Consider the following 21580-nt stretch of genomic DNA (forward strand, 5'->3'; position numbering starts at 1 on the left):
GTTGTTCGTTGGAGAAGTATGCCGCCATTCATCAGGAGGAAAGCCGCATGTTTTTCAAGCAAGCACTGGACACGCAACTGGAGCGCTGGGTCGCGGAGCTGCGCGACAAGGCCAACCTGCCCGTCAAGCTGCGGCTCTGGAATGGCCATGAATACGCGCTGGGCAATTTCGAGCAACCCGCGGTCACGCTGACCGTGCGCGAGGCCGGCGCGCTGCCGCTGCTGCTGACGCCGACGCTGGACAATCTGGGCGAGGCCTACGTCCAGCAGAAGATCGATCTGGAGGGCAAGCTCGCCGACATCATCGCGGTCGGCTACGGCTTCTCCCGCGCCACCACGCAACTGGCCGGCAGCACGCTGGCCCGCGTCGCGCAGCGCTTCACCCATACCAAGCAGGAAGACAAGGCGTCGATCGAATACCACTACGACGTCTCCAACGACTTCTACAAGCTGTGGCTGGACCCGAACATGGTCTACTCGTGTGCGTACTTCGAGCACGGCACCGAGGACCTGGCCACCGCGCAACTGAAGAAGATCGACCACATCCTGACCAAGATCCGGCTGCAGCCGGGCCAGACGCTGCTCGACATCGGCTGCGGCTGGGGCGCGCTGGTGCTGCGCGCCGCGCAGAAGTTCGGCGCGCGCTGTGTCGGCATCACGCTGTCGGAAAACCAGTTCGCGCTGGCGACCGAGCGGGTCAGGCAGGCCGGGCTGCAGGACCAGATCGAGATCCGCCTGCAGGACTACCGCGACGTGACCGGAACCTTCGATCGCATCACCAGCGTCGGCATGTTCGAGCACGTCGGCAAGGAGAACCTGGTCACCTACTTCAGCCGCATGTGCGAGCTGCTGGCCGACGACGGCATCGCGATGAACCACGGCATCACCTCGCCGGACCCGGACAGCGGCAAGGTGCCGATGGACGGCGCGCAGTTCATGGACCGCTACGTGTTCCCGCAGGGCGAGCTGCCGCATATCAGCATGGTGCTGCATACGCTGGCCAAGGGCGGGCTCGAGGCCTACGACGTCGAGCTGCTGCGCCGGCACTATGCGCAGACGCTGCGGCACTGGGCCGAGAACTTCGAGACGCATGGCGAGACCATCCGCGAGATGGTCGGCGAGAAGAAGTACCGCATCTGGCGCGTCTACCTGGCCGGCTGCGCGCAGGCCTTCGACAGCGAGAAGATGTCGATCTATCAGGTGGTCTGCCACAAGGCCACCCAGCCATCGAACACGCTGCCCTGGTCGCGGCATTACATCTACGACAAGACGCTTGATTGACGATTTGTTTGGCGGCCTGCCGCCTGCACCCGCAACACCAGCCGAACAGTCACTGGGTCCCCGCCTGCGCGGGGACGACGCCGCGCCAGACAGCGGTGTCGTTCCCGCGAAAGCGGGGACCCAGCGTCTTCGGCGCGGCAAGACGGTCCAGCCCGTCGCTGCCTCCGCCGAACTGACGGCCCTCGCCGCCCGGCTGCCCCGCCACCTCTACCTCGGCACCTCGACCTGGTCCTACCCCGGCTGGAAGGGCCTCGTCTACGACGGCGACTACAGCGACAGCCTGCTGTCGCGCAAGGGGCTCGCCGCCTACGCCTGCCATCCGCTGCTGCGCGCGGCCGGCGTCGACCGCGGCTTCTACGCACCGATTCCGCTGGCCGACTACCTCGCCTATGCGGCGCAGGTGCCCGAGGATTTCCGCTTCTTGGTCAAGGCGCCCGCCAGCGTCTGCGATCCGTGGCTGCGCGACAGCAACGGCGCCGGCCGGCTGGCCAATGCGGCGTTTCTCGACGTGGAGATCGCGATCCGCGATTTCATCACGCCGGCCACTGCGGGACTGGGGTCCAAATGCGGGCCGCTGCTGTTCCAGCTGTCGCCGCTGCGGGCGATGGCCAACGATGCCGCGGCCTTCCTCGCGCGGCTCGATGCCTTTCTGTCGGCCTTGCCGGCGCTGGATCCGATGCAGACTCCCAACGCCTGTTATGCGGTGGAACTGCGCGACCCCGAACTGCTGACGCCGCGCTTCATCAAGCTGCTGCGCACGCGTGGCGTGCGCTTCGGCTGCGGCGCGCGCGATCGCATGCCGCCGCTGACGCGCCTGGCCGCCGCGCAGGCGCTGCGCGACGAAGGCGAGCCGGGGCCGCTGGTGCTGCGCTGGCTGCTGCATCCAGGCTATGGCTACGATCAGGCCGAGGCGGCATTCGAGCCGTTCGACCGGTTGCACGCGCTCGATCCGCAGACGCTGGCGGCCGCGGCGGACCTTGCCGTGCGCACGCTGCAGGCCGGGCAGCCGGCCTATCTGATCGTCAGCAACAACGCCGAGGGCTGCGCGCCGCTGACGCTGGCGCGACTGGCCGAGGCGATCGCGCAGCGGCTCCGGGTGTAGCTGCCCGCCGCTGCTGCCGCCATCGACGCGCGCTTACTGTGAGCGCAGCCGATGCGCGAAGCTCTTGCGGAACTTGGCCACCTTCGGCGAGATCACGAAGGCGCAATAGCCCTGCTCCGGATGATTGCGGAAGTAGTTCTGGTGATAGGCCTCGGCGCGCCAGTAGCGCTGCGCCGGCTCGACTTGCGTGACCAGCGGCCCGTCGTACAGCTGGCGCGCAGCGATGTCGGCCATCACCTGCTGCGCGGTCGCACGCTGTGCGTCCGAGTGGGTGTAGATCACCGAGCGGTACTGCGTGCCGACGTCGTTGCCCTGGCGATTGAGCGTGGTCGGATCGTGGATCGCGAAGAAGATCTCGAGGATCTCGCGATAGGAGATCACCGCCGGATCGAAGCTCACCCGCACGACTTCGGCATGGCCGGTGTCGCCGCTGCAGACCTGCTCGTAGCTGGGATCGTCGACATGGCCGCCGGTATAGCCGGACTCCACCGCGGTCACGCCTTCGACCTGCTGATAGACCGCCTCCAGGCACCAGAAGCAGCCGCCACCGAGCGTGGCGATTTCGGTTCGATCTTCCATGGATGCTTACCCGTTGGGATGCGCGGCAAGGCGCGATCGAACGATGATACCCGCCGCGCTCAGTTCGTGCCGCCGCTGCCGCCCCGCGCCGCCTCCAGCGTCGCGCGCAGCTGCGGCTTCAGGACCTTGCCGAGCGCGCTCTTGGGCAGCGCGTCGAGCAGCACCACCTCGCGCGGCAGCTTGAAGCGGGCGATGCGCGCCGACAGCGCCTCGCGCAGGGACTCGGTCGCCAGCGCCGCGCGGTCCGCGCCGGCCGCCGGCACGATGACCGCGACCGGCACCTCGCCCCAGCGCGGATCGGCCAACCCCACCACCGCGCATTCGGCCACGCCGGGCAGCGCCACCAGCGCGTTCTCGATCTCGGCCGGATAGATGTTCTCGCCGCCCGAGATGATCATGTCCTTGCTGCGGCCGACCACCTCGATGCAGCCGTCGGCGTCGCGATGCGCGAGATCGCCCGAGCGGAACCACCCGTCGACGAAGCCGGGATGGGCAGGCTCGTGCCAGTAGCCCTGCATCAGATTGCTGGCGCGGATGCAAATCTCGCCGACCTCCCCTTCTGCCACTTCCTCGCCGTTGCGGCCAAGCAGCCGCACCTGCGCCTCGGGCTGCGGCCAGCCGGCATAACCGGGCCGCGCCATCGCCTCGTGCAGGCGCAGTACGATCGATACAGGACCGGTCTCGGTGGCGCCGTAGACCTGGCCCAGCGGCACGCCGCGCGCGTGGAAGGCATCGATATAGGCGCGCGGGATGGTCGAGGAGCCGGCCATCACGCCGCGCAGCACGCTCAGGTCGGCATCGTTCCAGCCGGGATGTTCTAGCACCGCGCGCAGCGTGGCCGGCACCATCAGCGACAGCGTCGGCCGCGCCTGCGCCAGCGCGTCGAGCCAGCCGTCCGGCGTGAAGCGCTCGTGCAGGGTTACCTGCGCACCGAGCAGCAGCGCCGGCACGGTCTGGATGCACAGCCCGCCCACATGGAACATCGGCAGCGTCGACAGGACATGGTCGGTGTCGCGCATCTCGTGCGCCCACCAGCTCGCGCGCGCATTGGCCAGCAGCGCGGCCTGCGTATGCAGCGCGCCCTTCGGCTGGCCGGTGGTGCCGGAGGTGTAGACCAGCAGCAGCGGCGTGTCGTCGGGCATCGGGCCGATCGGCGACTCGGTCGGCTCGGGCGGGGCCGGGCGGTCGATCAGGCGGTCGATATGGGCGTGGCGAACGGCGCCGCGCCGGCCTTCCTCGCGGACTGCACCGGCAACTTCACTTGCCACTTCACCCGCGGCCGCACCTTCGCCGGCGCGCGCCACCGCGGCCGCAGCCTCCGCGTGCGCGTCGTCATGAAAGATCGCGCGCACGCCGGCGTGCCCGGTGATCGCGGCCAGTTCGGGCACCGCCAGCCGGTAATTCAGCGGCACGAAAATCGCGCCCAGCCGCGCGCAGGCGAACAGCAACGCCAGCTGCAGATCGTGGTTCAGGCACAGCGTGGCGACGCGATCGCCGCGGGCGATGCCCCAATCGGCGAGCAGATGGGCGGCCACGCGTTCGATGCGGCTCCACAGCTTGGCATAGCCGATCGTGCGCCCCTGGAAATGCAGCGCCGGCCGATGCGGCTGACCGTCGGCCAGCGCATGCAGCGGGCGCAGCAGCGCGCCGACGCTGGCCGCGTCCAGATGCGGCCGCCCTCCGCAGGCGCCGCTCATTCGTCGCGCTCGCCCGGTTCGTACAGCGTTTCGCGGCCCATGCGATCGAGAATCAGCTCGGCGGTCCACGGCAGCATCAGCGCGCCGCAGCGTGAATCGCGATAGAGCCGCTCGAGCGGCAGGTCCTTGAGCATCGACTGGCCGCCGCAGGTGCGGATCGCCAGCCGCGCGATATCGTTGGCGCCTTCCATCACCGCGTAGTGCGCGGCATAGAGCCGCATGCGCTGGTCCTTCGACGGATTGGGGCGCGCCTCGTGGATGACGCGCCAGAACAGCGAGCGCATCGACTCGAGCTGGATCCGCATCTGCGCCACCGCGATCTGCTTGGTGGGGTACATGCGGCGCTTGACCGGCGGCTGGCCGGGCACCTCGCCGCGCAGGTATTGCACCGTGAAATCGTAGGCGGCCTGCGCCACGCCCAGATAGGTGGGCGACAGCGTGAAGAACATCGCCGGCCAGGTCTGCGCGGCTTTGTAGTAGACGCCGCGCGGCATCAGCTGCTCGTCGTCGGGCACGAACACGTCCTTGAGCAGCAGCGTGCGCGAGACCGTGCCGCGCATGCCCATCGGGTCCCAGTCGCCGGTCACGGTCAGACCGTCGGCCTTGCCCGGCACCGCGATATACAGCGTGTCGCGCATGTCGGGATGATGGTCGCCGCGGTCCTCGGTGCAGAGGATGCCGTAGTAGTCGGCCGCGCCCGACAGCGAGGCGAAGATCTTGCGGCCGTTGAGCAGCCAGCCGCCCTCGACCTTGCGCGCGGTGGTGCCGAACGGCGCCTTGCCGGCCGCGGCCGCCGAGCCTTCCGAGAACGGCTGCGCATAGACCGCGCCGTCCTTGACCACGCGCGCGAAATGCAGCTCGCGGCGGGCCGCATGTTCGGCGCGCTGCGCGTCCGTCATCGCGATGCCGTCGGCCAGCATGCCGGTCCACATCGTCGAGCAGATATGCATGTTGTAGGTCAGCGCGGTGGCGCCGCAGAAGCGGCCGATCTCCGCGCCGATCATGCAGTAGGTCGCGAAGTCCGCGCCCTCGCCGCCGAAGGCCTTCGGCACGCACAGCGCCAGCAGGCCGGCCTCGCGCAGATCGTCGTAGTTGGCGAACGGGAAGCTTGCCTCGCGGTCCCATTGCGCCGCGCGCGGCGCGAAGCGCTCGCGGCCGAGCCGGTTGGCCAGCGTCAGCAGACGGACCTGATCGTCGGTGAAATCGGCCTCGCCGACAGCGGGAACGAAGTCCAGGGGCATGATGGTGTCTCTCGTGGTCAGCTTGTTATGCGGTGGGCGCGATCGTGCGTTGGGGCGTTGGGGCGTTGGGGCGTTGGCGCGTTGGTGCGTTGGTGCGTTGGTGCGTTGGTGCGGTGGCGGGTTGGTGCGGTGGTCCGTTGCTTCGACGGGGGGTCGACGTCAGCGGACCGGGAAATGCCGCGACAGGAAATCGAGCACGGCCTCGTTGAACCGCGCCGGCCGCTCCATGCAGGCCAGGTGGCCGACGCCCGGCAGGCACCGATACTCGGCACCGGGAATGCGCGCCGCCATCCGCTCCATCACCGCCGGCGCCGCATTGGCGTCGTGTTCGCCGGCCAGCGCCAGCACCGGCACCGCGATGCCCGCCAGCGCCGCGCGCTGGTCGAATCGCACCAGCGCATGCAGCGCGGCGCGATAGGTGTCGGGCGGCACGCTGGCCATCACGCGCGTGGCGAAGGCGACGGCGTCCGCCGGCGCATCGGGTGCGACCATGCCGCGCACGAGGCCGGCGGCCATCTCGGCCATGGTGCGGCCGGCATCGAGCGGCGCCGTGCGCGCCGCGATGAAGTCGCGCTGCCAGTCGCCGTCGGCCTTGCCGAAGGCCGGCGAGGTACCCGACAGCACCATGCCGTCGATCGCCTCGGGCATCGCCGCATAGGCCTGCTGCGCGACCATGCCGCCCATGCTGTGGCCGAGCAGCACCAGGCGGCGGCCGGCGTCGCGCTCGGCTTGCAGCACCGGGGCCACCGCCGCGGCGAGGCCGGCGAAGTCGTACGGGCCGATCGTCGCGCTGTCGCCGTAGCCGGGCATGTCCCATGCGACCGCACGGTAGCCGGCCTCGGTCAACGCGTCGAATTGCGCGGGCCAGGCGGCCTTGCCGCCGCCGATGCCATGCAGCATCACCACGGCGACGGGGCCGTCGCCACGCACCAAGGTGGCGATGCCGTTGGCGTGGCGCACTACGTGATCGGCATGGCGGTCGGAATCAAACTCGGACATCGAAGCTCCTTGCGGCGTGTCGGGGGTATCGGCGCCTCGGCGTGTCGGCGTGTCGGCGTGTCGGCGTGTCGGCGCGTCAGCGCGGCATATCGGCCAGCCGGCCCTGCTCCACCTCGGCCACGCCGTCCAGCGTCACCGTGCAGCCGCGCAGCGGCAGATCGAAATGGCCCAGCGTATGGCGGCCGGCCACTTCGTTGGCGCCGGTCGAATAGAGGAAATTGCCGGCAAACGCGCGCAGTTCGGTGCCGTTGCAATCGCGCCTGTCGTAGAACGTCAGCGCGTCCCAGCGCGCCTGCGGGTTCATGCCCCAGCCGACATGCGAGACCGCGTAGGCGTCGCGCGTGCCTTCCTTGTCGGCCCAGGCCGCGTAGTAGCCGCGCATCATGTCGGCATCGACGCCGCTGCCCTCGATGCCGACGATGTAGTCGTTGTCGACATGGCAGACGACGGTGTCGCGCAGATAGGTCTTGAAGGTCAGATTGACGTCGCCCGGCGCCAGCACCAGCGTGCCGTTGACCTGCCCGGTGGCGGGGAACGCCAGGCACAGCCCGCCCGGCCAGTGCGCGACCTGGCCCGGCTTGTTGCAATAGCCCCAGACGCCACCGACACGCGCGCCGGCCAGTCCGATGCGCAGATCGGTGCCGGCGCCGGAGGTCACGCGCATCTGCGCGGCACCGCGCAGCCGCCGCATCGCCGCGCGCACGCCGGTCTCCAGCGCGGGGTCGGGCACGCAGCGTTCCAGGATTTCGGGATGTTCGTTGCTGATCATCAGCAGCCGCGGCACGACGCCGTCGGCGCCCTGCAGGATCCGCGGCAGTTCCGGCGCGTGCAGCAGGCCTTCGACGGTGCAGTCCAGCACCAGATGGCAGCGCGACAGCGCGGCAATCACGGGCTCGAGCTGCTGCAGCGCATCGCTGGCGCCGGTCGAGCGCACCGGCGCCGGCGCCTGCAGCGCGGGGGTCGGCACGCGCACGCGGATCGGCGTCGCGCCCAGCGCCTGCACCGCCAGTTCGGCCAAGTCCACGATGACTTGTCGGGATTGCGACTCCGCTACAATGCCGACAACTTCACCCGCGGAAAGCGCGCACAGCTCCAGCGTTCGGCGAAAGGCCGCCAGCCAGCGGTGTTCGATCTGCTCGACGAGCATGACACTTCTCCTCTGCTGCTGCTCTGCTGCTCATTCGGGGCCGGGCCCCGCCCTCGGTGCGCTCCGCGGCATCGCAGCAAAGCCCCGCCTTGCCGTTTGCGATCCCGCGCCTGCGTTCCTCGCTTGCGTTTCCAGCTTGTGATTCTGCGTTCTGCGGCAAATAATATATGAAATTTCATGGAAATCAGCGGTACCCGACCTATGGGATTTCCCGACGCCAACCCGCCTGACGGGAACCTGATGCCGCACGGCCAAGCCGCCGCGCCGGACTTCGACGCGCTGCATTTCCGCCGCGCGCTGTCGCAGTTCGCCACCGGCGTCACGGTCATCACCACGCGCGCGATGCGCGAATCGCCGGCCGATCCGCCCTTCGTCGGCATCACCGCCAGCTCGTTCAATTCGGTCTCGCTCGATCCGCCGCTGGTGCTGTGGAGCATGGCGAGCCGCGCCAACAGTCTGCCGATGTTCCGCGGCGGCTCGCACTACATCATCAACGTGCTGGCCGCGACCCAGCTGGACCTGTGCCAGCGCTTCGCCACGCTCAAGGGGGACCGCTTCGCCGGCGTCGACTACCGCCTGTCGGCCACCGGCCTGCCGATTCTGGCCAATGCGCTGGCCTGGTTCGAATGCCACAACCGCAGCCGCTACGACGAGGGGGATCACGTGATCTTCGTCGGCGAGGTGGAACGTTGCGGCATCCACACCAGCGGCGGCCTGCCGCTGGTGTTCCAGGGCGGGGCGTTCTCCACCACCTGCCCGCTGCGCGACTGAACGCGCCGCGCCTCCCCCTTCGCCCGCCGCATCGGCCGCACCCGACCATGCCCTTCGTCGACGGATATCTGCCCTATCTGCTGGCGCGCGCCAGCCATCTGGTGTCGGGAGAGTTTCACCGCAAGGTCGAGGCGGCCGGCCTAAGCGTGCCCGAATGGCGCGTGCTGGCGACGCTGGCGGACCGCGACGACTGCACGGTCGGCACGCTGGCCGATATCACGCTGACCAAGCAGCCGACGCTGACCAAGCTGCTCGATCGCATGACCGCCGACGGCCTGGTCGAGCGCCGCCGCGACGGCGCGCCGGATCGCCGCCAGGCGCTGGTGTCGATCACCGAGCGCGGGCGCGAACGGGCCCGCCCGCTGCTGGTCCAGGCGGCCGAACACGAGGCCCAGGTGCTGGCCGCGTTCGGCGCCAGCCAGGGCGACCAGCTGAAGGAGACGCTGCGCCGGCTGATCGCGCTGCACGCGCGGCGGTAAGCGCGCGGTTTCCCCCAAGACTGCGGGCTAGCCCTGGCCGCGCGCCTGCACCAGCGCCAAGGGCGACCCTTCCGTCTTGATCCGCTGCAACACGATGTTCGAGCGGATGTCCATCACCCCCGGCGTGCGATAGAGCCGGTTCACGATGAAGTCGGAGTAGTGCTTCAGATTGCGCGCCTGCACGCGCAGGATGTAATTGCTGTCGCCGGTGATCACATAGGCCGACAGCACCTCGGGCCATGACTGCACCGCCGCGTTGAAGGTGTCGTGCCAACCCTCGACCGCGGGCCGCATCGACACCTGGACGATCGCCTCCAGCTCCAGCCCCAGCCGCTCGGCATCGAACCAGGCGCGATAGCCGCCGATCACGCCACTTTCCTCTAGCAGCCGCACGCGCCGCAGGCAGGCCGACGGCGACAGCGCCACGCGCTCGGCCAGGTCCTGGTTGCTGATGCGGCCGTTCTGCTGCAGGCAGGTCAGGATGCGCAGATCGATGGGGTCGAGGGTCATGTCGAAGATTATTTCGTGGTGACGTTTGTTTATCGAATTCTATGCGAATTTTGGCGGTGCCAGCCGTCGAAATAGCAAGCCTCTTTCCCGAAATCTTGACTATCATGCCGGGATCGGCACCACCGCCGCCCGCCGCGGCCATCATCACGAACCGCGGCAAAGCGCGAACACATCACGACAAGCGCCCCATGTCCGACGCCTTTTCCGCTTCTCCGTCCACGGCGCGCACGCTGTGGGACATCAGCCCGCCGCTGTCGCCCGCGACACCAGTGTGGCCAGGCGACACGCCGTTCCAGCAGCAGAGCGCGTGGCAGATGGACGAGCACTGTCCGGTCAACGTCGGCCGCATCACGCTGTCGCCGCACACCGGCGCCCATGCGGATGCGCCGCTGCACTACGCGGCCGATGGCGCGCCGATCGGCGAGGTGGATCTGGACCCGTATCTGGGCCCGTGCCGCGTGATCCATTGCATCGGCGCCGCGCCGCTGGTGCGGCCGGAGCAGGTCGCGGGCGCGCTGGGGGGCGCACCGGGAGGCGTGCCGCCGCGCGTGCTGTTGCGCACCTACCGCAGCGCGCCGCTCGCCGCTTGGGACCCGGATTTCTGCGCGGTGGCGCCGGAAACCATCGCGCTGCTGGCCGAGCACGGCGTACGGCTGATCGGCATCGACACGCCGTCGCTGGATCCGCAGCAGTCCAAGACCATGGACGCGCATCGCATGGTGCGCCGGCACCGGATGGCGATTCTCGAAGGGCTGGTGCTCGACGCGGTCGCGCCGGGCGACTACGAACTGATTGCGCTGCCGCTGCGCCTTGCGCAGCTGGACGCCAGCCCGGTGCGCGCGGTGCTGCGCAGCCTGGCCTGAGCGCCGCCGTTCCGGCCTGCCGTATTCGCGTATTCGACAACGATCAACGATCGCCCTGCGGCGATCCTCAGTCACCCTCAGACACCCAAGGAATCCATGACCGCAAGTACCCGCGAGCAATGCCTGTCGCTGGACCGGCAAGACCCCTTGCGCCCGCTGCGCGACGCGTTCGCGCTGCCCGAGGGCGTGATCTATCTGGACGGCAATTCGCTGGGCGCCCGCCCGCATGCGGCCGCTGCACGCGCCGCCCAGGTGGTCGAGCAGGAATGGGGCGAAGGCCTGATCCGCAGCTGGAACAGCGCCGGCTGGTTCGAACTGCCGCAGCGCCTGGGCAACCTGCTGGCGCCGCTGATTGGGGCCGGCCCCGACGAGGTCGTCGTCACCGACACCACCTCGGTCAATCTGTTCAAGGTGCTGGCCGCCGCGCTGCGCGTGCAGGGCGTGCGCGCTGCGGCGCGCAAGGTGATCGTCTCCGAGCGCAGCAACTTCCCCACCGATCTGTATATCGCCCAGGGCCTGGCCGATCTGCTGCAGCAGGGATATTCGCTGCGCCTGGTCGACAGCCCCGACGAAATCGACGCCGCGGTGCGCGACGATACCGCCGTGCTGATGCTGACCCACGTCAACTACAAGACCGGCGAGATGCTGGACATGGCCGCGCTGACCGAGCTCGCGCATGCGCGCGGCGCGCTGACGGTCTGGGATCTGGCGCATTCGGCGGGCGCGGTGCCGGTGGCCCTGCGCGAGTCCGGCGCGGACTACGCGGTCGGCTGCACCTACAAATATCTGAACGGCGGTCCCGGTTCGCCGGCCTTCCTGTGGGTCGCGCCGGCGCTGCGCGACGCCTTCTGGCAGCCGCTGTCGGGCTGGTGGGGCCATGCCGCGCCGTTCGCGATGGAGCCCGACTATCGTCCGCGCAGCGGCGTCGCACGCTTCCTGTGCGGCACGCAGCCGATGACCTCGCTGGCGATGGTCGAATGCGGGCTGGAGATTTTCGGACACACCGACATGCAGGCGCTGCGCGCCAAATCGCTGCAGCTGACCGACCTGTTCATCGCGCTGGTGGAAAGCCGCTGCGGCCATCATCCGCTGACGCTGGTCACGCCGCGCGAGCACACGCGCCGCGGCAGCCAGGTCAGCTTCGCCCATCCGCAGGGCTATGCGGTGATGCAGGCGCTGATCGAGCGCGGCGTGATCGGCGACTACCGCGAGCCGCAGATCATCCGCTTCGGCTTCACGCCGCTCTACACTGGTTTTGCGGACGTCTGGGATGCGGTGGAAGTGCTTCGCGACGTGCTGGACAGCGGCGCCTACGAAGCGGCGCGCTTCCAGACGCGCACGGCGGTGACCTGAGCGGCGAGCGAACGAGATGACCATGCAATCCGATAACACCAAGGCCGGGCACGGTGGCTGCCCGATGTCCGGCGCGGCGGCCCGTCACGGCGAGGCTTCCGGCGAGGGCGATTGGCACGGCGCCCAGCTCGACATGCGCCAGCAGATGAGCTACGGCGACTATCTGGCGCTCGACCAGATTCTCAACGCGCAGCATCCGCTGTCGCCGGACCACAACGAGATGCTGTTCATCGTCCAGCATCAGACCACCGAGCTGTGGATGAAGCTGATGCTGCATGAGTTGCGCGCCGCGCGCGACGCGGTGCGGCGCGACGATCTGCCGCCGGCATTCAAGATGCTGACGCGGGTGTCGCGCATCATGGATCAGCTGGTGCAGGCGTGGAACGTGCTGGCGACGATGACGCCGCCAGAGTATTCCGCGATGCGGCCCTATCTGGGGATGTCGTCGGGCTTTCAGTCGTTCCAGTACCGCGAAATCGAATTCATCCTCGGCAACAAGAACCCCGCGATGCTGCGCCCGCATGCGCATCGTCCCGAGCACCATGCGCTGGTCGAGGAGGCGCTGCGCACGCCGTCGCTGTACGACGAAGCGATCCGGCTGATGGCGCGGCGCGGCTTTCCGATCGACGCGGCGTGCCTGGAGCGCGACTGGACCGAGCCGGCCGGCTATAACGCCTCGGTCGAGGCGGCGTGGCTGGAGGTCTATCGCCAGCCGGAGGCGCACTGGGAGCTGTACGAGCTCGGCGAGAAGTTCGTCGATCTCGAGGACGCCTTCCGCCAATGGCGCTTCCGCCATGTCACCACGGTCGAGCGCGTGATCGGCTTCAAGCGCGGCACCGGCGGTACCGAGGGGGTCAGCTATCTGCGCAAGATGCTCGACATCGTGCTGTTCCCGGAACTGTGGAAGCTGCGCACCGACCTGTGAGGTCCGCCTGAAACGGCGGGGCCGCCCTGCTCAGCGGGCGGCCCCTGCCGTCCCTGCCGTCCCTGCCGTCCCTGCCGCTCCTTCCGCCAGCCGCGCCGCCAGCGCGCGCAGCGCCGGCGCCAGCGTGTCGTGGAAGGCCGTCTCGTCGACGCTGCCATACGACGCGCTGCAACTGAGCATGTGGACGTCCTTCTCGCCGATCGGGCGGAACGCCACCGCGACGGCGTGAATGGCCGGGTGCCAATCGCGGAACGACGCCGCGTAGCCGCGCTGCTCCGCCTCGGCCACGGCCGCCCGCATCGGCGCCTCCTGCGCCTTCCATTGCTCGGGGTAGGCCTGGGCGAACTCGGCCAGCAGCCGTTCGCGTTTCGGCCCGGGCAGCGCCGCCAGGTACGCCCTCCCCATCGAGCTCGACACCAGCGACAGCCGCGATCCGACGCCGAGCCCCAGCATCGAGCCGGCATCGTTGCGGATCGATTCCAGATAGATGACCTCCAGCCGCTCGCGCTTGCCGAGCGACACCGACACGCCATGCGTCTGCGCGAACGCCAGCATATGCGGCCGCGCCAGCGCCACCACGTCGGAGGCCGACAGATAGGCGAAGCCCAGCGCCAGCACGCCGGCGTCGAGCGCGTACTTGCCGAGGCTGTCGTCGTAACGCAGATACCCCAGTTGCACCAGCGTGCCGGCGAGGCGGCTGACGGTTGCCTTCGGCAGGCCGGTGCGCCGCACGAAGTCCTGGTTGCCGAGCATCGACTCGCCGGTGCGGAAGCAGCGCAGCAACTCGAGGCCGCGGGCCAGCGCGGTGACGAAGTTCGGATCGCTCTCGCGCACCGCGCGTTCCGGCCTGGCCTCGTCGGCAGCGGGGCCGGCGTCGGCGGAGATGCCCGCGGGGGAAAGCACGTCGGAGTTGGCCACGGCAGGCTCCTGAGTCGAATGGCGGTTCAAGGGAAAGACAGATAACGGAAGACGGAACGCGCTGGCCGGGCTGTTGCCGTCCGGACGCTTTGCGCTATACTAACGCATCGGAACATGGTTCCGCAATGCGGAACTTCGAAAGCCGTCCGCCAACAAGCTGCGGCGGTCGTCCTTGCCGACGCTTCGCCGACCCGATTCCAAGTCCAATCACGCTGACCCGCGTTCACCGTTCTACCGAAGGAGACCTCGATGGCCGCCAACGCCGAATTCCACTGGGCCGACCCCCTGCTGCTCGACCAGCAACTGACCGCCGACGAGCGCATGGTGCGCGACGCCGCCGCGGCCTATTGCCAGGACAAGCTGATGCCGCGCGTGCTGGAGTCCTTCCGGCATGAAAAGACCGACGCCACGATCTTTCGCGAGATGGGCGAACTCGGCCTGCTCGGTCCGACCATTCCGGAGCAGTACGGCGGCCCGGGACTGAACTACGTCAGCTACGGCCTGATCGCGCGCGAAGTCGAGCGCGTCGATTCGGGCTTTCGCTCGATGATGAGCGTGCAGTCGTCGCTGGTGATGGTGCCGATCTATGAATTCGGCAGCGAGGCGCAAAAGCAGAAGTACCTGCCCAAGCTGGCCACCGGCGAATGGATCGGCTGCTTCGGCCTGACCGAGCCGAACCACGGCTCCGACCCCGGCTCGATGGTCACGCGCGCGAAGAAGGTCGACGGCGGCTACGAGCTCAGCGGCGCCAAGATGTGGATCACCAATTCGCCGATCGCCGACGTGTTCGTGGTGTGGGCCAAGCTGATGGGCGAGGACGGCAAGGAAGCCATCCGCGGCTTCATCCTCGAAAAGGGCTGGAAGGGCCTGAGCGCGCCGGCGATCCACGGCAAGGTCGGCCTGCGTACCTCGATCACGGGCGAAATCGTCATGGACCAGGTGTTCGTGCCGGAAGAGAACCTGATGCCGGGCGTCAGCGGCCTGAAGGGTCCGTTCACCTGCCTGAACTCGGCGCGCTACGGCATCGCCTGGGGCGCGCTGGGCGCCGCCGAATTCTGCTGGCATACCGCGCGCCAGTACACGCTGGACCGCAAGCAGTTCGGCCGCCCGCTGGCCGCGACGCAGCTGGTGCAGAAGAAGCTGGCCGACATGCAGACCGAAATCACGCTGGGCCTGCAGGGCTGCCTGCGCCTGGGCCGGATGAAGGACGAGGGCACCGCGGCGGTCGAGATCACCTCGATCATGAAGCGCAATTCCTGCGGCAAGTCGCTCGACATCGCGCGCGTGGCGCGCGACATGCTGGGCGGCAACGGCATCTCGGACGAATTCGGCGTGATCCGCCATGTGGTCAACCTCGAGGTGGTCAACACCTACGAGGGCACGCACGACATCCACGCGCTGATCCTCGGCCGCGCGCAGACCGGCATTCAGGCCTTTTTCTGATCGGGGCCCGCACCACCCGCGGCCAATAAAAAGGCCCGGCTGTCGCCGGGCCAAAGCACACTACCAAGGAGACGACGGGCGAACCCGTCGGTACGACACCGTTGCCGCCGCCCCGGCCCCGCTTGCGCCATGCGCACGATGCGGGCCGCGGGCGGCGTTTCTGTTTCTTGCGACGCTATTGCTGCTTGTCCGGCTGCGGGGTCATCCGCAGGTACGGGCGAATCGCCTTGTACCCCTTCGGGAACTTCTGCTTGATCACCTCTTCGTCCTTCAACGACGGCACGATCACCACGTCCTCGCCCTGCTGCCAGTTGCCCGGCGTCGCCACGCTGTGCTTGTCAGTCAGCTGCAGCGAGTCGATGACGCGCAGGATCTCGTTGAAGTTGCGGCCGGTGCTGGCCGGATAGGTGATGATCAGCCGCACCTTCTTGTTCGGATCGATCACGAACAGCGAGCGCACCGTCAGCGTCTCGTTGGCGTTCGGATGGATCATGTCGTAGAGCTCGGACACCTTGCGGTCGGCGTCGGCCAGGATCGGGAAATTGACCTGGCAGCCCTGCGTCTCGTTGATGTCCTGGATCCAGCCCAGGTGCGACTCGACCGGGTCCACCGACAGCGCGATCGCCTTGACATTGCGCTTGGCGAACTCGTCCTTGAGCTTGGCCGTCAGCCCCAGTTCGGTGGTGCAGACCGGGGTGAAGTCCGCCGGATGGGAGAACAGCACGCCCCAGCTGTTGCCCAGCCATTCGTGAAAGCGGATGCGGCCTTCGCTGGAATCCTGTTCGAAGTCCGGCGCAATGTCGCCTAGCCTGAGTGCCATGGTTGCCTCCTTGCCTGTCGATCGTCAGTGTTTATCCAATGATGCTTGCCTCCGGGCCAGCCAGCACCCGGACTCAGACCAGTCTATTCCGATTGCGGTGAGACACAAACAAATATAAAGTCACTACAACATCACGCGAAGTCATTTGCACCATGGATCGCCGAAGGCATTTGCGTGACGCCGAAACCCGCCGCCAACTCGCGATCCGGGGGGCGCGCCCGACGGGTGCGCGACGCCTGACGACGCGCCGGCCGATCAAAACGCTAAGGTTTGCATCGCGCCGCGCCGATGTCCTACATGACTTGTAGGACTCGCTGTCTTGAAACCATTGCTGAGCGCCGCATATCCTAGGAAATGCTTGGACCGCAGCAAGGCGAAGACACCCTACGAGAGCGAGGAAGGCCAACATGCAACTATCCGAAACTACCGCCCGCAACCAGGAGAAACTGATGAGCGATGTCAAAACCGTCCTGTCCGATGCCGAGGAGCTGCTCAAACAAGCCGCCTCGACCACCGGCGAGAAGGCCGCCGAACTGCGCGAGCGTGGCATGGGCCTGCTGAAGCAAGCCAAGGAAAAAGCGCAGGACCTGCAGGACGCCGTCGTCACCAAGAGCAAGGCCGCGGCCCGCGCCACCGACGACTACGTACACGACCATCCCTGGCGCGCGGTCGGTATCGCGGCCGGTGCCGGTCTGCTGATCGGGCTGCTGCTGAACCGCAAGTAATGCCAGCCGGTCGGGCGTACGGGACCAATCCGGTCCTGCGGCCCGACCGCGACCTGCCGGCCTGCGCGCCGACGCGCATCCGGGCCCCGTTCGCGGGCGCCCCTGGCGCACCGACGACGCGGGCCGCCTCCTGCCGGGTGCCGCGACGCGGCGCATGACGACACTCCAATCAGCGGAACCGCATGACCGACACCTCCTCACCCAAGTTACTGGACTCGCTGCGCGCGCTGGGCAGCTCGGTGGCGGCGATGGTGCAGACCCGACTGGAACTGGCCAGCGTCGAACTGTCCGAGGAAAAATCCCGGCTGTTGCGCATGGCGCTGCTGGCGCTGGTCGGCCTGATCTTCTTCGGGCTCTCGCTGTTCGCGTTGACCGGCCTGATCGTGCTGCTGTTCTGGGACAATTACCGGGTGCAGGCGCTGGGCGCAGTGGTCGTGGTCTATCTGCTGCTCAGCGGGATTTGCCTGCTTGCCGCACGCAACATCATCCGCAATTCGCCGCCGATGTTCGAAGCCACGCTGGCCGAAATCGACAAGGACCGGGAGAGCCTGCGCCAATGACACCGACCCCCGCTCCGACTCCTTCCGCTACGCCGTCCGCTACCCCGTCGGCGACTTCGGCCCCTGTTCCGACCTCTACGCCGGTCCCGACGCCGGTCCCGACGCCGACGCCCGGCCCGTCCACGGCATCGTCCGCCGATGCCTACGCCGCGCCATCGGCCGCAGCACTGGATGAGGCCGGAATGCCGCCGATGCCGCCGACCGGCGTGGGCGCGCGAACCGCGCGAGCCGAGCCGCCGGCGCGCCGGCGCACTCCCCGCGAAGTGCGACTGCCGCTGGCGGTCCGCAAGGAATTGCTGATCACGCGCGCGGCCCTCGAACGTTACGACGCCGCGCAATCGCTCGCCGACGTGCGCGCGAGCGTCCGCAACATCGGCCGCATCGGCGCCTGGCTGCCGCGCATGGCGCGGCCGCAATCGATGTGGAAGCTGCTCGGCATGGCAAAAGACTATCCGGTCATGAGTTCGGCGCTGTCCCTGGCGCTGCCGCTGATGCGGCGCGTGCCGGTACTGCGCTGGGGCTGGAAGCTGTCCAAGCTGGGCGCGGTAGCGGGCGCCGGATATTGGGCCTACCGGACCTGGCAGCAGGCGCGCGCGCAGACGCCCGAAGGCGATGTCCCCGCACCGCGCCCGGCCCGCGGCGACGCCACCGCGCGCACCGATACCGGTTTTCACGATCCGCTGGTACGCTGAGCCGTCGCGCCACGCCGCAGGACACCAGATTCCACTGGCATCCGCACGGGCCGCCGGCTGACCAGCCCATCGCCGATCCATCGCCATTTATCGCGTGTCCTCGACACCTCGACACTGAACCGCCATGCACCAGAAGGCCTTCTACCTGTTGTTGGCCATCGTCACCATCGCCTTCTTCTGGGTGCTTCAGCCGTTTTTCGGCGCGGTATTCTGGGGCGTGATCCTGGCGATCATCTTTACCCCGCTGAACAATCTGCTGACGCGCAAGATGCGCGGCCATCCGAACCTCGCGGCGCTGATCACGCTGCTGCTGTGCCTGCTGGTGGTGGTGCTGCCGATGTTCCTGGTCACCGCCTCGCTGCTCAATGAAACCACCGCGGTGGTGCACCAGATCCGCTCCGGCCATATCAATTTCACCGCGTACTTCGAGCAGGCCGTGGCCGCGCTGCCATCGACGCTCAATTCGGCGCTGACGCGCCTCGAGTTGAACGACGTCGCCTCGATCCAGGAAAAGCTCGCGACCGCCGCCGGCCAGATCAGCCAATACCTGGCAACACAAGCGCTCAGCATCGGCCAGAACACGTTCCAGTTCGTCATCAGCTTCGGCGTGATGCTCTATCTGTTGTTCTTCCTGCTGCGCGACGGCGCCAAGCTGACGCGCAGGATCCGGCTGGCGCTGCCGCTCAGCGAAGAACACAAGCAGATGCTGCTGCTCAAGTTCACCGGCGTGATCCGCGCCACCATCAAGGGCAATCTCGCCGTGGCCGCGCTGCAGGGCCTGCTGGGCGGCCTGCTGTTCGCGGTGCTGGGCATCCAGGGCGCGGTGCTGTGGGGCGTGGTGATGGCGGTGCTGTCGCTGCTGCCGGCGGTCGGCGCGGGCCTGATCTGGGGGCCGGTCGCGATCTATTTCCTGCTGACCGGCGTGATCTGGAAGGGCATCACCGTGATCGCGTTCGGCGCGCTGGTGATCGGCGCCGTCGACAACGTGCTGCGCCCCATTCTGGTCGGCAAGGACACCAAGATGCCCGACTGGGTGATTCTGATCTCCACGCTGGGCGGGATGGCGCTGTTCGGCATCAACGGCTTCGTGATCGGACCGCTGATCGCCGCGCTGTTCATCGCCAGCTGGGATCTGTTCGTATCGATGCGGGAAACGGAGTCGAACACGACGCCGAAGGTCCCGCCGACGCAGCCCACGCCCCCTGCTCCGCCTACGCAACCGCCAGCCCCGGGGCGCTGAATCTGCGCTCGCGGCGACCCCGCCCCGGGGCGGGCGCCATGCAAGACAAAAAGGGCCTGTGACTTGCGCCACAGGCCCTTCTTCAATACCTGGTGGGTCGTGCAGGATTCGAACCTGCGACCAACGGATTAAAAGTCCGCTGCTCTACCGGCTGAGCTAACGACCCGAAAAAACCGAAGCCGCGATTATAGTCAGCTTTGACTAATCATGTCAACGGCGCTGCCCTTGGCGGACCGATCTTCGCGCTCTGACCGCGCCGCTCAGACCATCCGTTCCAGACGCCACATCTGATAGCGGAACGCCAGCACTGCGCCGAGCAAAATCCCGGCCAGCGCGATGAACGAACCGATCGCCAGCGTCGACACGCCCGACAGTCCCTGCCCGATCGTGCAGCCGAGCGCGGTCACGCCGCCCGCGCCCATCAGGATGCCGCCGACGATATGGTTGGCGACGTCCTCGGCATTGCCGAAGCCTTCCCAGCGGAAGGTGCGCGAGGCCAGCGCATAGGCTGCCGCACCCGCGATCACGCCGATCACGCTGACGATGCCCACGGTCAGCACCTTGCTCTTGTCGCTGAACATCATCAGCCAATCCAGCGTATAGGCATACGGCGCGACGAAGCTCAGGCTTTCCATGCGGCCGCTGTTGGTGGCCACGAATACCTCTTCCAGCGTGTTCGGATCCTCGGGCACAAAGCCGAGATGGCCCGACACGTACCACATCGCCACGATGATCAGGCCGACCGCGATGCCGCCGAGCAGATTGTCGAAGGTGCGAAAGCCCTTGCCGGCCAGCGCCCACAGCGACAGCACGCCGCCGAGCAGCAGGCCCAGCACCAGTTGCAGCGTGCCGCGCGACAGGCCCGTCTGCGCCAACAGCGACGGCAGGTCCTGCGAGGTCGGCAGCTGCACCGCCACCGCGTCGACGGTATTGACGCGGATCACGCCGAACAGGCCGCGCAGCGTCATATAGGCCGACAGGCCCAGGAACACGAACACCACCAGCGACTTCAGGTTGCCGGCGCCGATCCGCACCAGCGTCTTGCTGCCGCAGCCCGACGCCAGCACCATGCCGAAGCCGAACAGCAGCCCGCCGACCAGCGCCGACAGCCAGGCCAGCTTGTCGGCGGCGTAGATGGTCCGGGCAGGATCGATCTGGCCGGTCCACGCCAGCACGCCGGTGCCGATCATGGCGACGCCGATCGCCAGCACCCACATGCGCATGCGGGTCCAGTCGCCCATGTTGACGATGTCGGAGACGGCGCCCATGGTGCAGAAGTGCGTACGTTGCAGCACCGCGCCGAACAGGAAGGTCAGGGCGAAGGTGCAGACCAGCACGGTGCGCGTCAGCGCGGGGACGTCGATTTCAGGCATGGCGGATTGCCGGTGGCAGAACGATAAGGAACAAGCGGAATAGCCGCACCAGAGCCATCAGGATGACGCGACGTTCTGGTAGCGGGTCGGGTCCGGCACGCCAGCGGCGTCGAAGCCCGCCCGGCGAATCCGGCAGGAATCGCAGACGCCGCAGGCGCGGCCCTGCTCGTCCGCCTGGTAGCACGACACGGTCATGCCGTAGTCGACGCCGAGCCGGACGCCCGCCTGGATGATCTCGGCCTTGGTCATGTCGATGATCGGTGCGTGGACGCGGATGCGCTCGCCCTCGACACCGGCCTTGGTGGCCAGGTTGGCCAGCGCCTCGTAGGCCTGCACATATTCCGGACGGCAATCGGGATAGCCCGAATAATCGACCGCATTGGCGCCGAAGAACAGGTCGCGGCCACCGATCGCCTCGGCCCAGCCAAGGGCCAGCGACAGCATGATGGTGTTGCGTGCGGGCACGTAGGTGACAGGGATGCCGCCGGCCGCGCCATCGGTCGGCACGTCCAGCGCGTCGTCGGTCAGCGCCGAGCCGCCGAAGCGGCGCAGATCCAGATCGACGATCTCGTGCCGCTTCGCGCCGAGCGCGGCGGCGACCCGCTTGGCCGCCTCCAGTTCGGACGAATGCCGCTGGCCATAGCGCATCGACAGCGCATAGGTTTCGAAGCCCTGGGCATTGGCCATGGCGAGCACGGTGGCGGAGTCCAGACCGCCGGAAAGCAGGACGATTGCGCGTTGGGTCATCTCGGGGTGGCGCATGCCGGGTAGCGCGCGAAGCGCCAGCCGGCCTTCGCGGTAAATCGGGTAACCCGTTATTTTAGCGCGACCACGAAAAAAGGCCCGCTTGCGCGGGCCTTCGG

General features: G+C 68.1%; 22 protein-coding genes and 1 tRNA gene. 12 read left to right on the top strand and 11 right to left on the bottom strand.

Features of this window, described 5'->3' with window-relative positions; all coding sequences use genetic code 11:
* The first annotated feature begins 47 nt into the window (after window positions 1–47).
* Both HTY53_RS22075 and HTY53_RS22080 read left to right on the top strand, forming a co-directional pair.
* Window positions 48–1280, top strand: coding sequence for an SAM-dependent methyltransferase (locus tag HTY53_RS22075; protein WP_174108762.1), 1233 nt, complete (start codon window positions 48–50; stop codon window positions 1278–1280).
* On the top strand, window positions 1273–2382 hold the full coding sequence (locus tag HTY53_RS22080) for a DUF72 domain-containing protein (RefSeq protein WP_174108763.1): 1110 nt from the start codon (window positions 1273–1275) through the stop codon (window positions 2380–2382). Before HTY53_RS22075 ends, HTY53_RS22080 begins: the two co-directional genes overlap by 8 nt.
* Window positions 2383–2415: 33 nt before the next feature.
* Here the strand turns inward: HTY53_RS22080 and msrA are convergent, their stop codons facing one another.
* The 5 genes from msrA to HTY53_RS22105 form a co-directional block, all read right to left on the bottom strand.
* On the bottom strand, window positions 2416–2961 hold the full coding sequence (gene msrA / locus HTY53_RS22085; protein WP_174108764.1) for a peptide-methionine (S)-S-oxide reductase MsrA: 546 nt from the start codon (window positions 2959–2961) through the stop codon (window positions 2416–2418).
* Between the two features lie 59 nt (window positions 2962–3020).
* Complete coding sequence (locus HTY53_RS22090; RefSeq protein WP_174108765.1) at window positions 3021–4658, bottom strand: class I adenylate-forming enzyme family protein; 1638 nt, start codon at window positions 4656–4658, stop codon at window positions 3021–3023.
* Window positions 4655–5899, bottom strand: a complete 1245-nt coding sequence (locus HTY53_RS22095; RefSeq protein ID WP_174108766.1) for an acyl-CoA dehydrogenase family protein — start codon at window positions 5897–5899, stop codon at window positions 4655–4657. Before HTY53_RS22095 ends, HTY53_RS22090 begins: the two co-directional genes overlap by 4 nt.
* 159 nt (window positions 5900–6058) lie before the next feature.
* Window positions 6059–6898, bottom strand: coding sequence for an alpha/beta fold hydrolase (locus tag HTY53_RS22100; RefSeq protein ID WP_174108767.1), 840 nt, complete (start codon window positions 6896–6898; stop codon window positions 6059–6061).
* Between the two features lie 76 nt (window positions 6899–6974).
* Window positions 6975–8045: a peptidase M29 gene (locus HTY53_RS22105; protein WP_174108768.1), complete on the bottom strand. Its 1071-nt coding sequence runs from the start codon at window positions 8043–8045 to the stop codon at window positions 6975–6977.
* 201 nt (window positions 8046–8246) lie between these two features.
* Here HTY53_RS22105 and HTY53_RS22110 point away from each other — a divergent pair, with 201 nt between their 5' ends.
* Window positions 8247–8816: a flavin reductase family protein gene (locus HTY53_RS22110; protein WP_174108769.1), complete on the top strand. Its 570-nt coding sequence runs from the start codon at window positions 8247–8249 to the stop codon at window positions 8814–8816.
* A 47-nt stretch (window positions 8817–8863) separates the two neighbouring features.
* Complete coding sequence (locus tag HTY53_RS22115) at window positions 8864–9295, top strand: MarR family winged helix-turn-helix transcriptional regulator (RefSeq protein WP_174108770.1); 432 nt, start codon at window positions 8864–8866, stop codon at window positions 9293–9295.
* Between the two features lie 27 nt (window positions 9296–9322).
* On the opposite strand, the gene HTY53_RS22120 is transcribed toward HTY53_RS22115, so the two are convergent.
* Window positions 9323–9805 carry an Lrp/AsnC family transcriptional regulator gene (locus HTY53_RS22120; protein ID WP_174108771.1) on the bottom strand — a complete coding sequence of 161 codons (483 nt, stop codon included), beginning with the start codon at window positions 9803–9805 and terminating at the stop codon, window positions 9323–9325.
* A 188-nt stretch (window positions 9806–9993) separates the two neighbouring features.
* Here HTY53_RS22120 and kynB point away from each other — a divergent pair, with 188 nt between their 5' ends.
* The 3 genes from kynB (at window position 9994) to kynA (ending at window position 12946) form a co-directional block, all read left to right on the top strand.
* Window positions 9994–10668, top strand: a complete 675-nt coding sequence (kynB, locus tag HTY53_RS22125) for an arylformamidase (RefSeq protein ID WP_174108772.1) — start codon at window positions 9994–9996, stop codon at window positions 10666–10668.
* Window positions 10669–10764: 96 nt separating this feature from the next.
* The gene (kynU, locus tag HTY53_RS22130) at window positions 10765–12021 is read left to right on the top strand and encodes a kynureninase (protein ID WP_174108773.1); all 1257 of its coding nucleotides are present in this window, start codon (window positions 10765–10767) and stop codon (window positions 12019–12021) included.
* A 22-nt stretch (window positions 12022–12043) separates the two neighbouring features.
* Window positions 12044–12946: a tryptophan 2,3-dioxygenase gene (gene kynA / locus HTY53_RS22135; protein ID WP_438820984.1), complete on the top strand. Its 903-nt coding sequence runs from the start codon at window positions 12044–12046 to the stop codon at window positions 12944–12946.
* A gap of 30 nt (window positions 12947–12976) precedes the next feature.
* Here kynA and HTY53_RS22140 read toward each other — a convergent pair whose 3' ends face one another.
* Window positions 12977–13831 (bottom strand): IclR family transcriptional regulator, encoded by an 855-nt coding sequence (locus tag HTY53_RS22140; protein WP_174108798.1) that lies wholly within the window; start codon window positions 13829–13831, stop codon window positions 12977–12979.
* 282 nt (window positions 13832–14113) lie between these two features.
* Between HTY53_RS22140 and HTY53_RS22145 the strand changes: the two genes are divergently transcribed.
* On the top strand, window positions 14114–15307 hold the full coding sequence (locus HTY53_RS22145; RefSeq protein ID WP_174108774.1) for an acyl-CoA dehydrogenase: 1194 nt from the start codon (window positions 14114–14116) through the stop codon (window positions 15305–15307).
* A 175-nt stretch (window positions 15308–15482) separates the two neighbouring features.
* Here HTY53_RS22145 and HTY53_RS22150 read toward each other — a convergent pair whose 3' ends face one another.
* Window positions 15483–16127: a peroxiredoxin gene (locus tag HTY53_RS22150; RefSeq protein ID WP_174108775.1), complete on the bottom strand. Its 645-nt coding sequence runs from the start codon at window positions 16125–16127 to the stop codon at window positions 15483–15485.
* 407 nt (window positions 16128–16534) lie between these two features.
* Here HTY53_RS22150 and HTY53_RS22155 point away from each other — a divergent pair, with 407 nt between their 5' ends.
* From HTY53_RS22155 to HTY53_RS22170, 4 genes are all read left to right on the top strand, one after another.
* Window positions 16535–16852: a DUF883 family protein gene (locus tag HTY53_RS22155; protein ID WP_315904136.1), complete on the top strand. Its 318-nt coding sequence runs from the start codon at window positions 16535–16537 to the stop codon at window positions 16850–16852.
* A gap of 182 nt (window positions 16853–17034) precedes the next feature.
* The gene (locus HTY53_RS22160) at window positions 17035–17412 is read left to right on the top strand and encodes a phage holin family protein (protein ID WP_174108776.1); all 378 of its coding nucleotides are present in this window, start codon (window positions 17035–17037) and stop codon (window positions 17410–17412) included.
* Between the two features lie 182 nt (window positions 17413–17594).
* Entirely contained in the window at window positions 17595–18104 is a 510-nt protein-coding gene (locus HTY53_RS22165; RefSeq protein ID WP_174108777.1) for a DUF3318 domain-containing protein, read from the top strand.
* A 124-nt stretch (window positions 18105–18228) separates the two neighbouring features.
* Complete coding sequence (locus HTY53_RS22170) at window positions 18229–19344, top strand: AI-2E family transporter (RefSeq protein ID WP_174108778.1); 1116 nt, start codon at window positions 18229–18231, stop codon at window positions 19342–19344.
* Window positions 19345–19434: 90 nt separating this feature from the next.
* Here HTY53_RS22170 and HTY53_RS22175 read toward each other — a convergent pair.
* From HTY53_RS22175 to queC, 3 genes are all read right to left on the bottom strand, one after another.
* Window positions 19435–19510, bottom strand: a tRNA-Lys gene (locus tag HTY53_RS22175).
* Window positions 19511–19604: 94 nt separating this feature from the next.
* On the bottom strand, window positions 19605–20717 hold the full coding sequence (locus HTY53_RS22180) for a YeeE/YedE family protein (protein WP_174108779.1): 1113 nt from the start codon (window positions 20715–20717) through the stop codon (window positions 19605–19607).
* Window positions 20718–20774: 57 nt separating this feature from the next.
* On the bottom strand, window positions 20775–21464 hold the full coding sequence (queC, locus tag HTY53_RS22185) for a 7-cyano-7-deazaguanine synthase QueC (RefSeq protein WP_174108780.1): 690 nt from the start codon (window positions 21462–21464) through the stop codon (window positions 20775–20777).
* Window positions 21465–21580 lie beyond the last annotated feature (116 nt).

Origin of the sequence: Cupriavidus gilardii (assembly GCF_013314895.1) — a bacterium.
Taxonomy (GTDB): Bacteria; Pseudomonadota; Gammaproteobacteria; order Burkholderiales; family Burkholderiaceae; genus Cupriavidus; species Cupriavidus gilardii_C.

Coding starts and splice junctions, on each gene's coding strand:
- HTY53_RS22075 (WP_174108762.1), top strand. CDS start 48: ATGTTTTTCAAGCAAGCACTGGACACGCAACTGGAGCGCTGGGTCGCG.
- msrA (WP_174108764.1), bottom strand. CDS start 2,961: ATGGAAGATCGAACCGAAATCGCCACGCTCGGTGGCGGCTGCTTCTGG.
- HTY53_RS22090 (WP_174108765.1), bottom strand. CDS start 4,658: ATGAGCGGCGCCTGCGGAGGGCGGCCGCATCTGGACGCGGCCAGCGTC.
- HTY53_RS22095 (WP_174108766.1), bottom strand. CDS start 5,899: ATGCCCCTGGACTTCGTTCCCGCTGTCGGCGAGGCCGATTTCACCGAC.
- HTY53_RS22100 (WP_174108767.1), bottom strand. CDS start 6,898: ATGTCCGAGTTTGATTCCGACCGCCATGCCGATCACGTAGTGCGCCAC.
- HTY53_RS22105 (WP_174108768.1), bottom strand. CDS start 8,045: ATGCTCGTCGAGCAGATCGAACACCGCTGGCTGGCGGCCTTTCGCCGA.
- HTY53_RS22110 (WP_174108769.1), top strand. CDS start 8,247: ATGGGATTTCCCGACGCCAACCCGCCTGACGGGAACCTGATGCCGCAC.
- HTY53_RS22115 (WP_174108770.1), top strand. CDS start 8,864: ATGCCCTTCGTCGACGGATATCTGCCCTATCTGCTGGCGCGCGCCAGC.
- HTY53_RS22120 (WP_174108771.1), bottom strand. CDS start 9,805: ATGACCCTCGACCCCATCGATCTGCGCATCCTGACCTGCCTGCAGCAG.
- kynB (WP_174108772.1), top strand. CDS start 9,994: ATGTCCGACGCCTTTTCCGCTTCTCCGTCCACGGCGCGCACGCTGTGG.
- kynU (WP_174108773.1), top strand. CDS start 10,765: ATGACCGCAAGTACCCGCGAGCAATGCCTGTCGCTGGACCGGCAAGAC.
- kynA (WP_438820984.1), top strand. CDS start 12,044: ATGCAATCCGATAACACCAAGGCCGGGCACGGTGGCTGCCCGATGTCC.
- HTY53_RS22145 (WP_174108774.1), top strand. CDS start 14,114: ATGGCCGCCAACGCCGAATTCCACTGGGCCGACCCCCTGCTGCTCGAC.
- HTY53_RS22150 (WP_174108775.1), bottom strand. CDS start 16,127: ATGGCACTCAGGCTAGGCGACATTGCGCCGGACTTCGAACAGGATTCC.
- HTY53_RS22155 (WP_315904136.1), top strand. CDS start 16,535: ATGCAACTATCCGAAACTACCGCCCGCAACCAGGAGAAACTGATGAGC.
- HTY53_RS22160 (WP_174108776.1), top strand. CDS start 17,035: ATGACCGACACCTCCTCACCCAAGTTACTGGACTCGCTGCGCGCGCTG.
- HTY53_RS22165 (WP_174108777.1), top strand. CDS start 17,595: ATGCCGCCGATGCCGCCGACCGGCGTGGGCGCGCGAACCGCGCGAGCC.
- HTY53_RS22170 (WP_174108778.1), top strand. CDS start 18,229: ATGCACCAGAAGGCCTTCTACCTGTTGTTGGCCATCGTCACCATCGCC.
- HTY53_RS22180 (WP_174108779.1), bottom strand. CDS start 20,717: ATGCCTGAAATCGACGTCCCCGCGCTGACGCGCACCGTGCTGGTCTGC.
- queC (WP_174108780.1), bottom strand. CDS start 21,464: ATGACCCAACGCGCAATCGTCCTGCTTTCCGGCGGTCTGGACTCCGCC.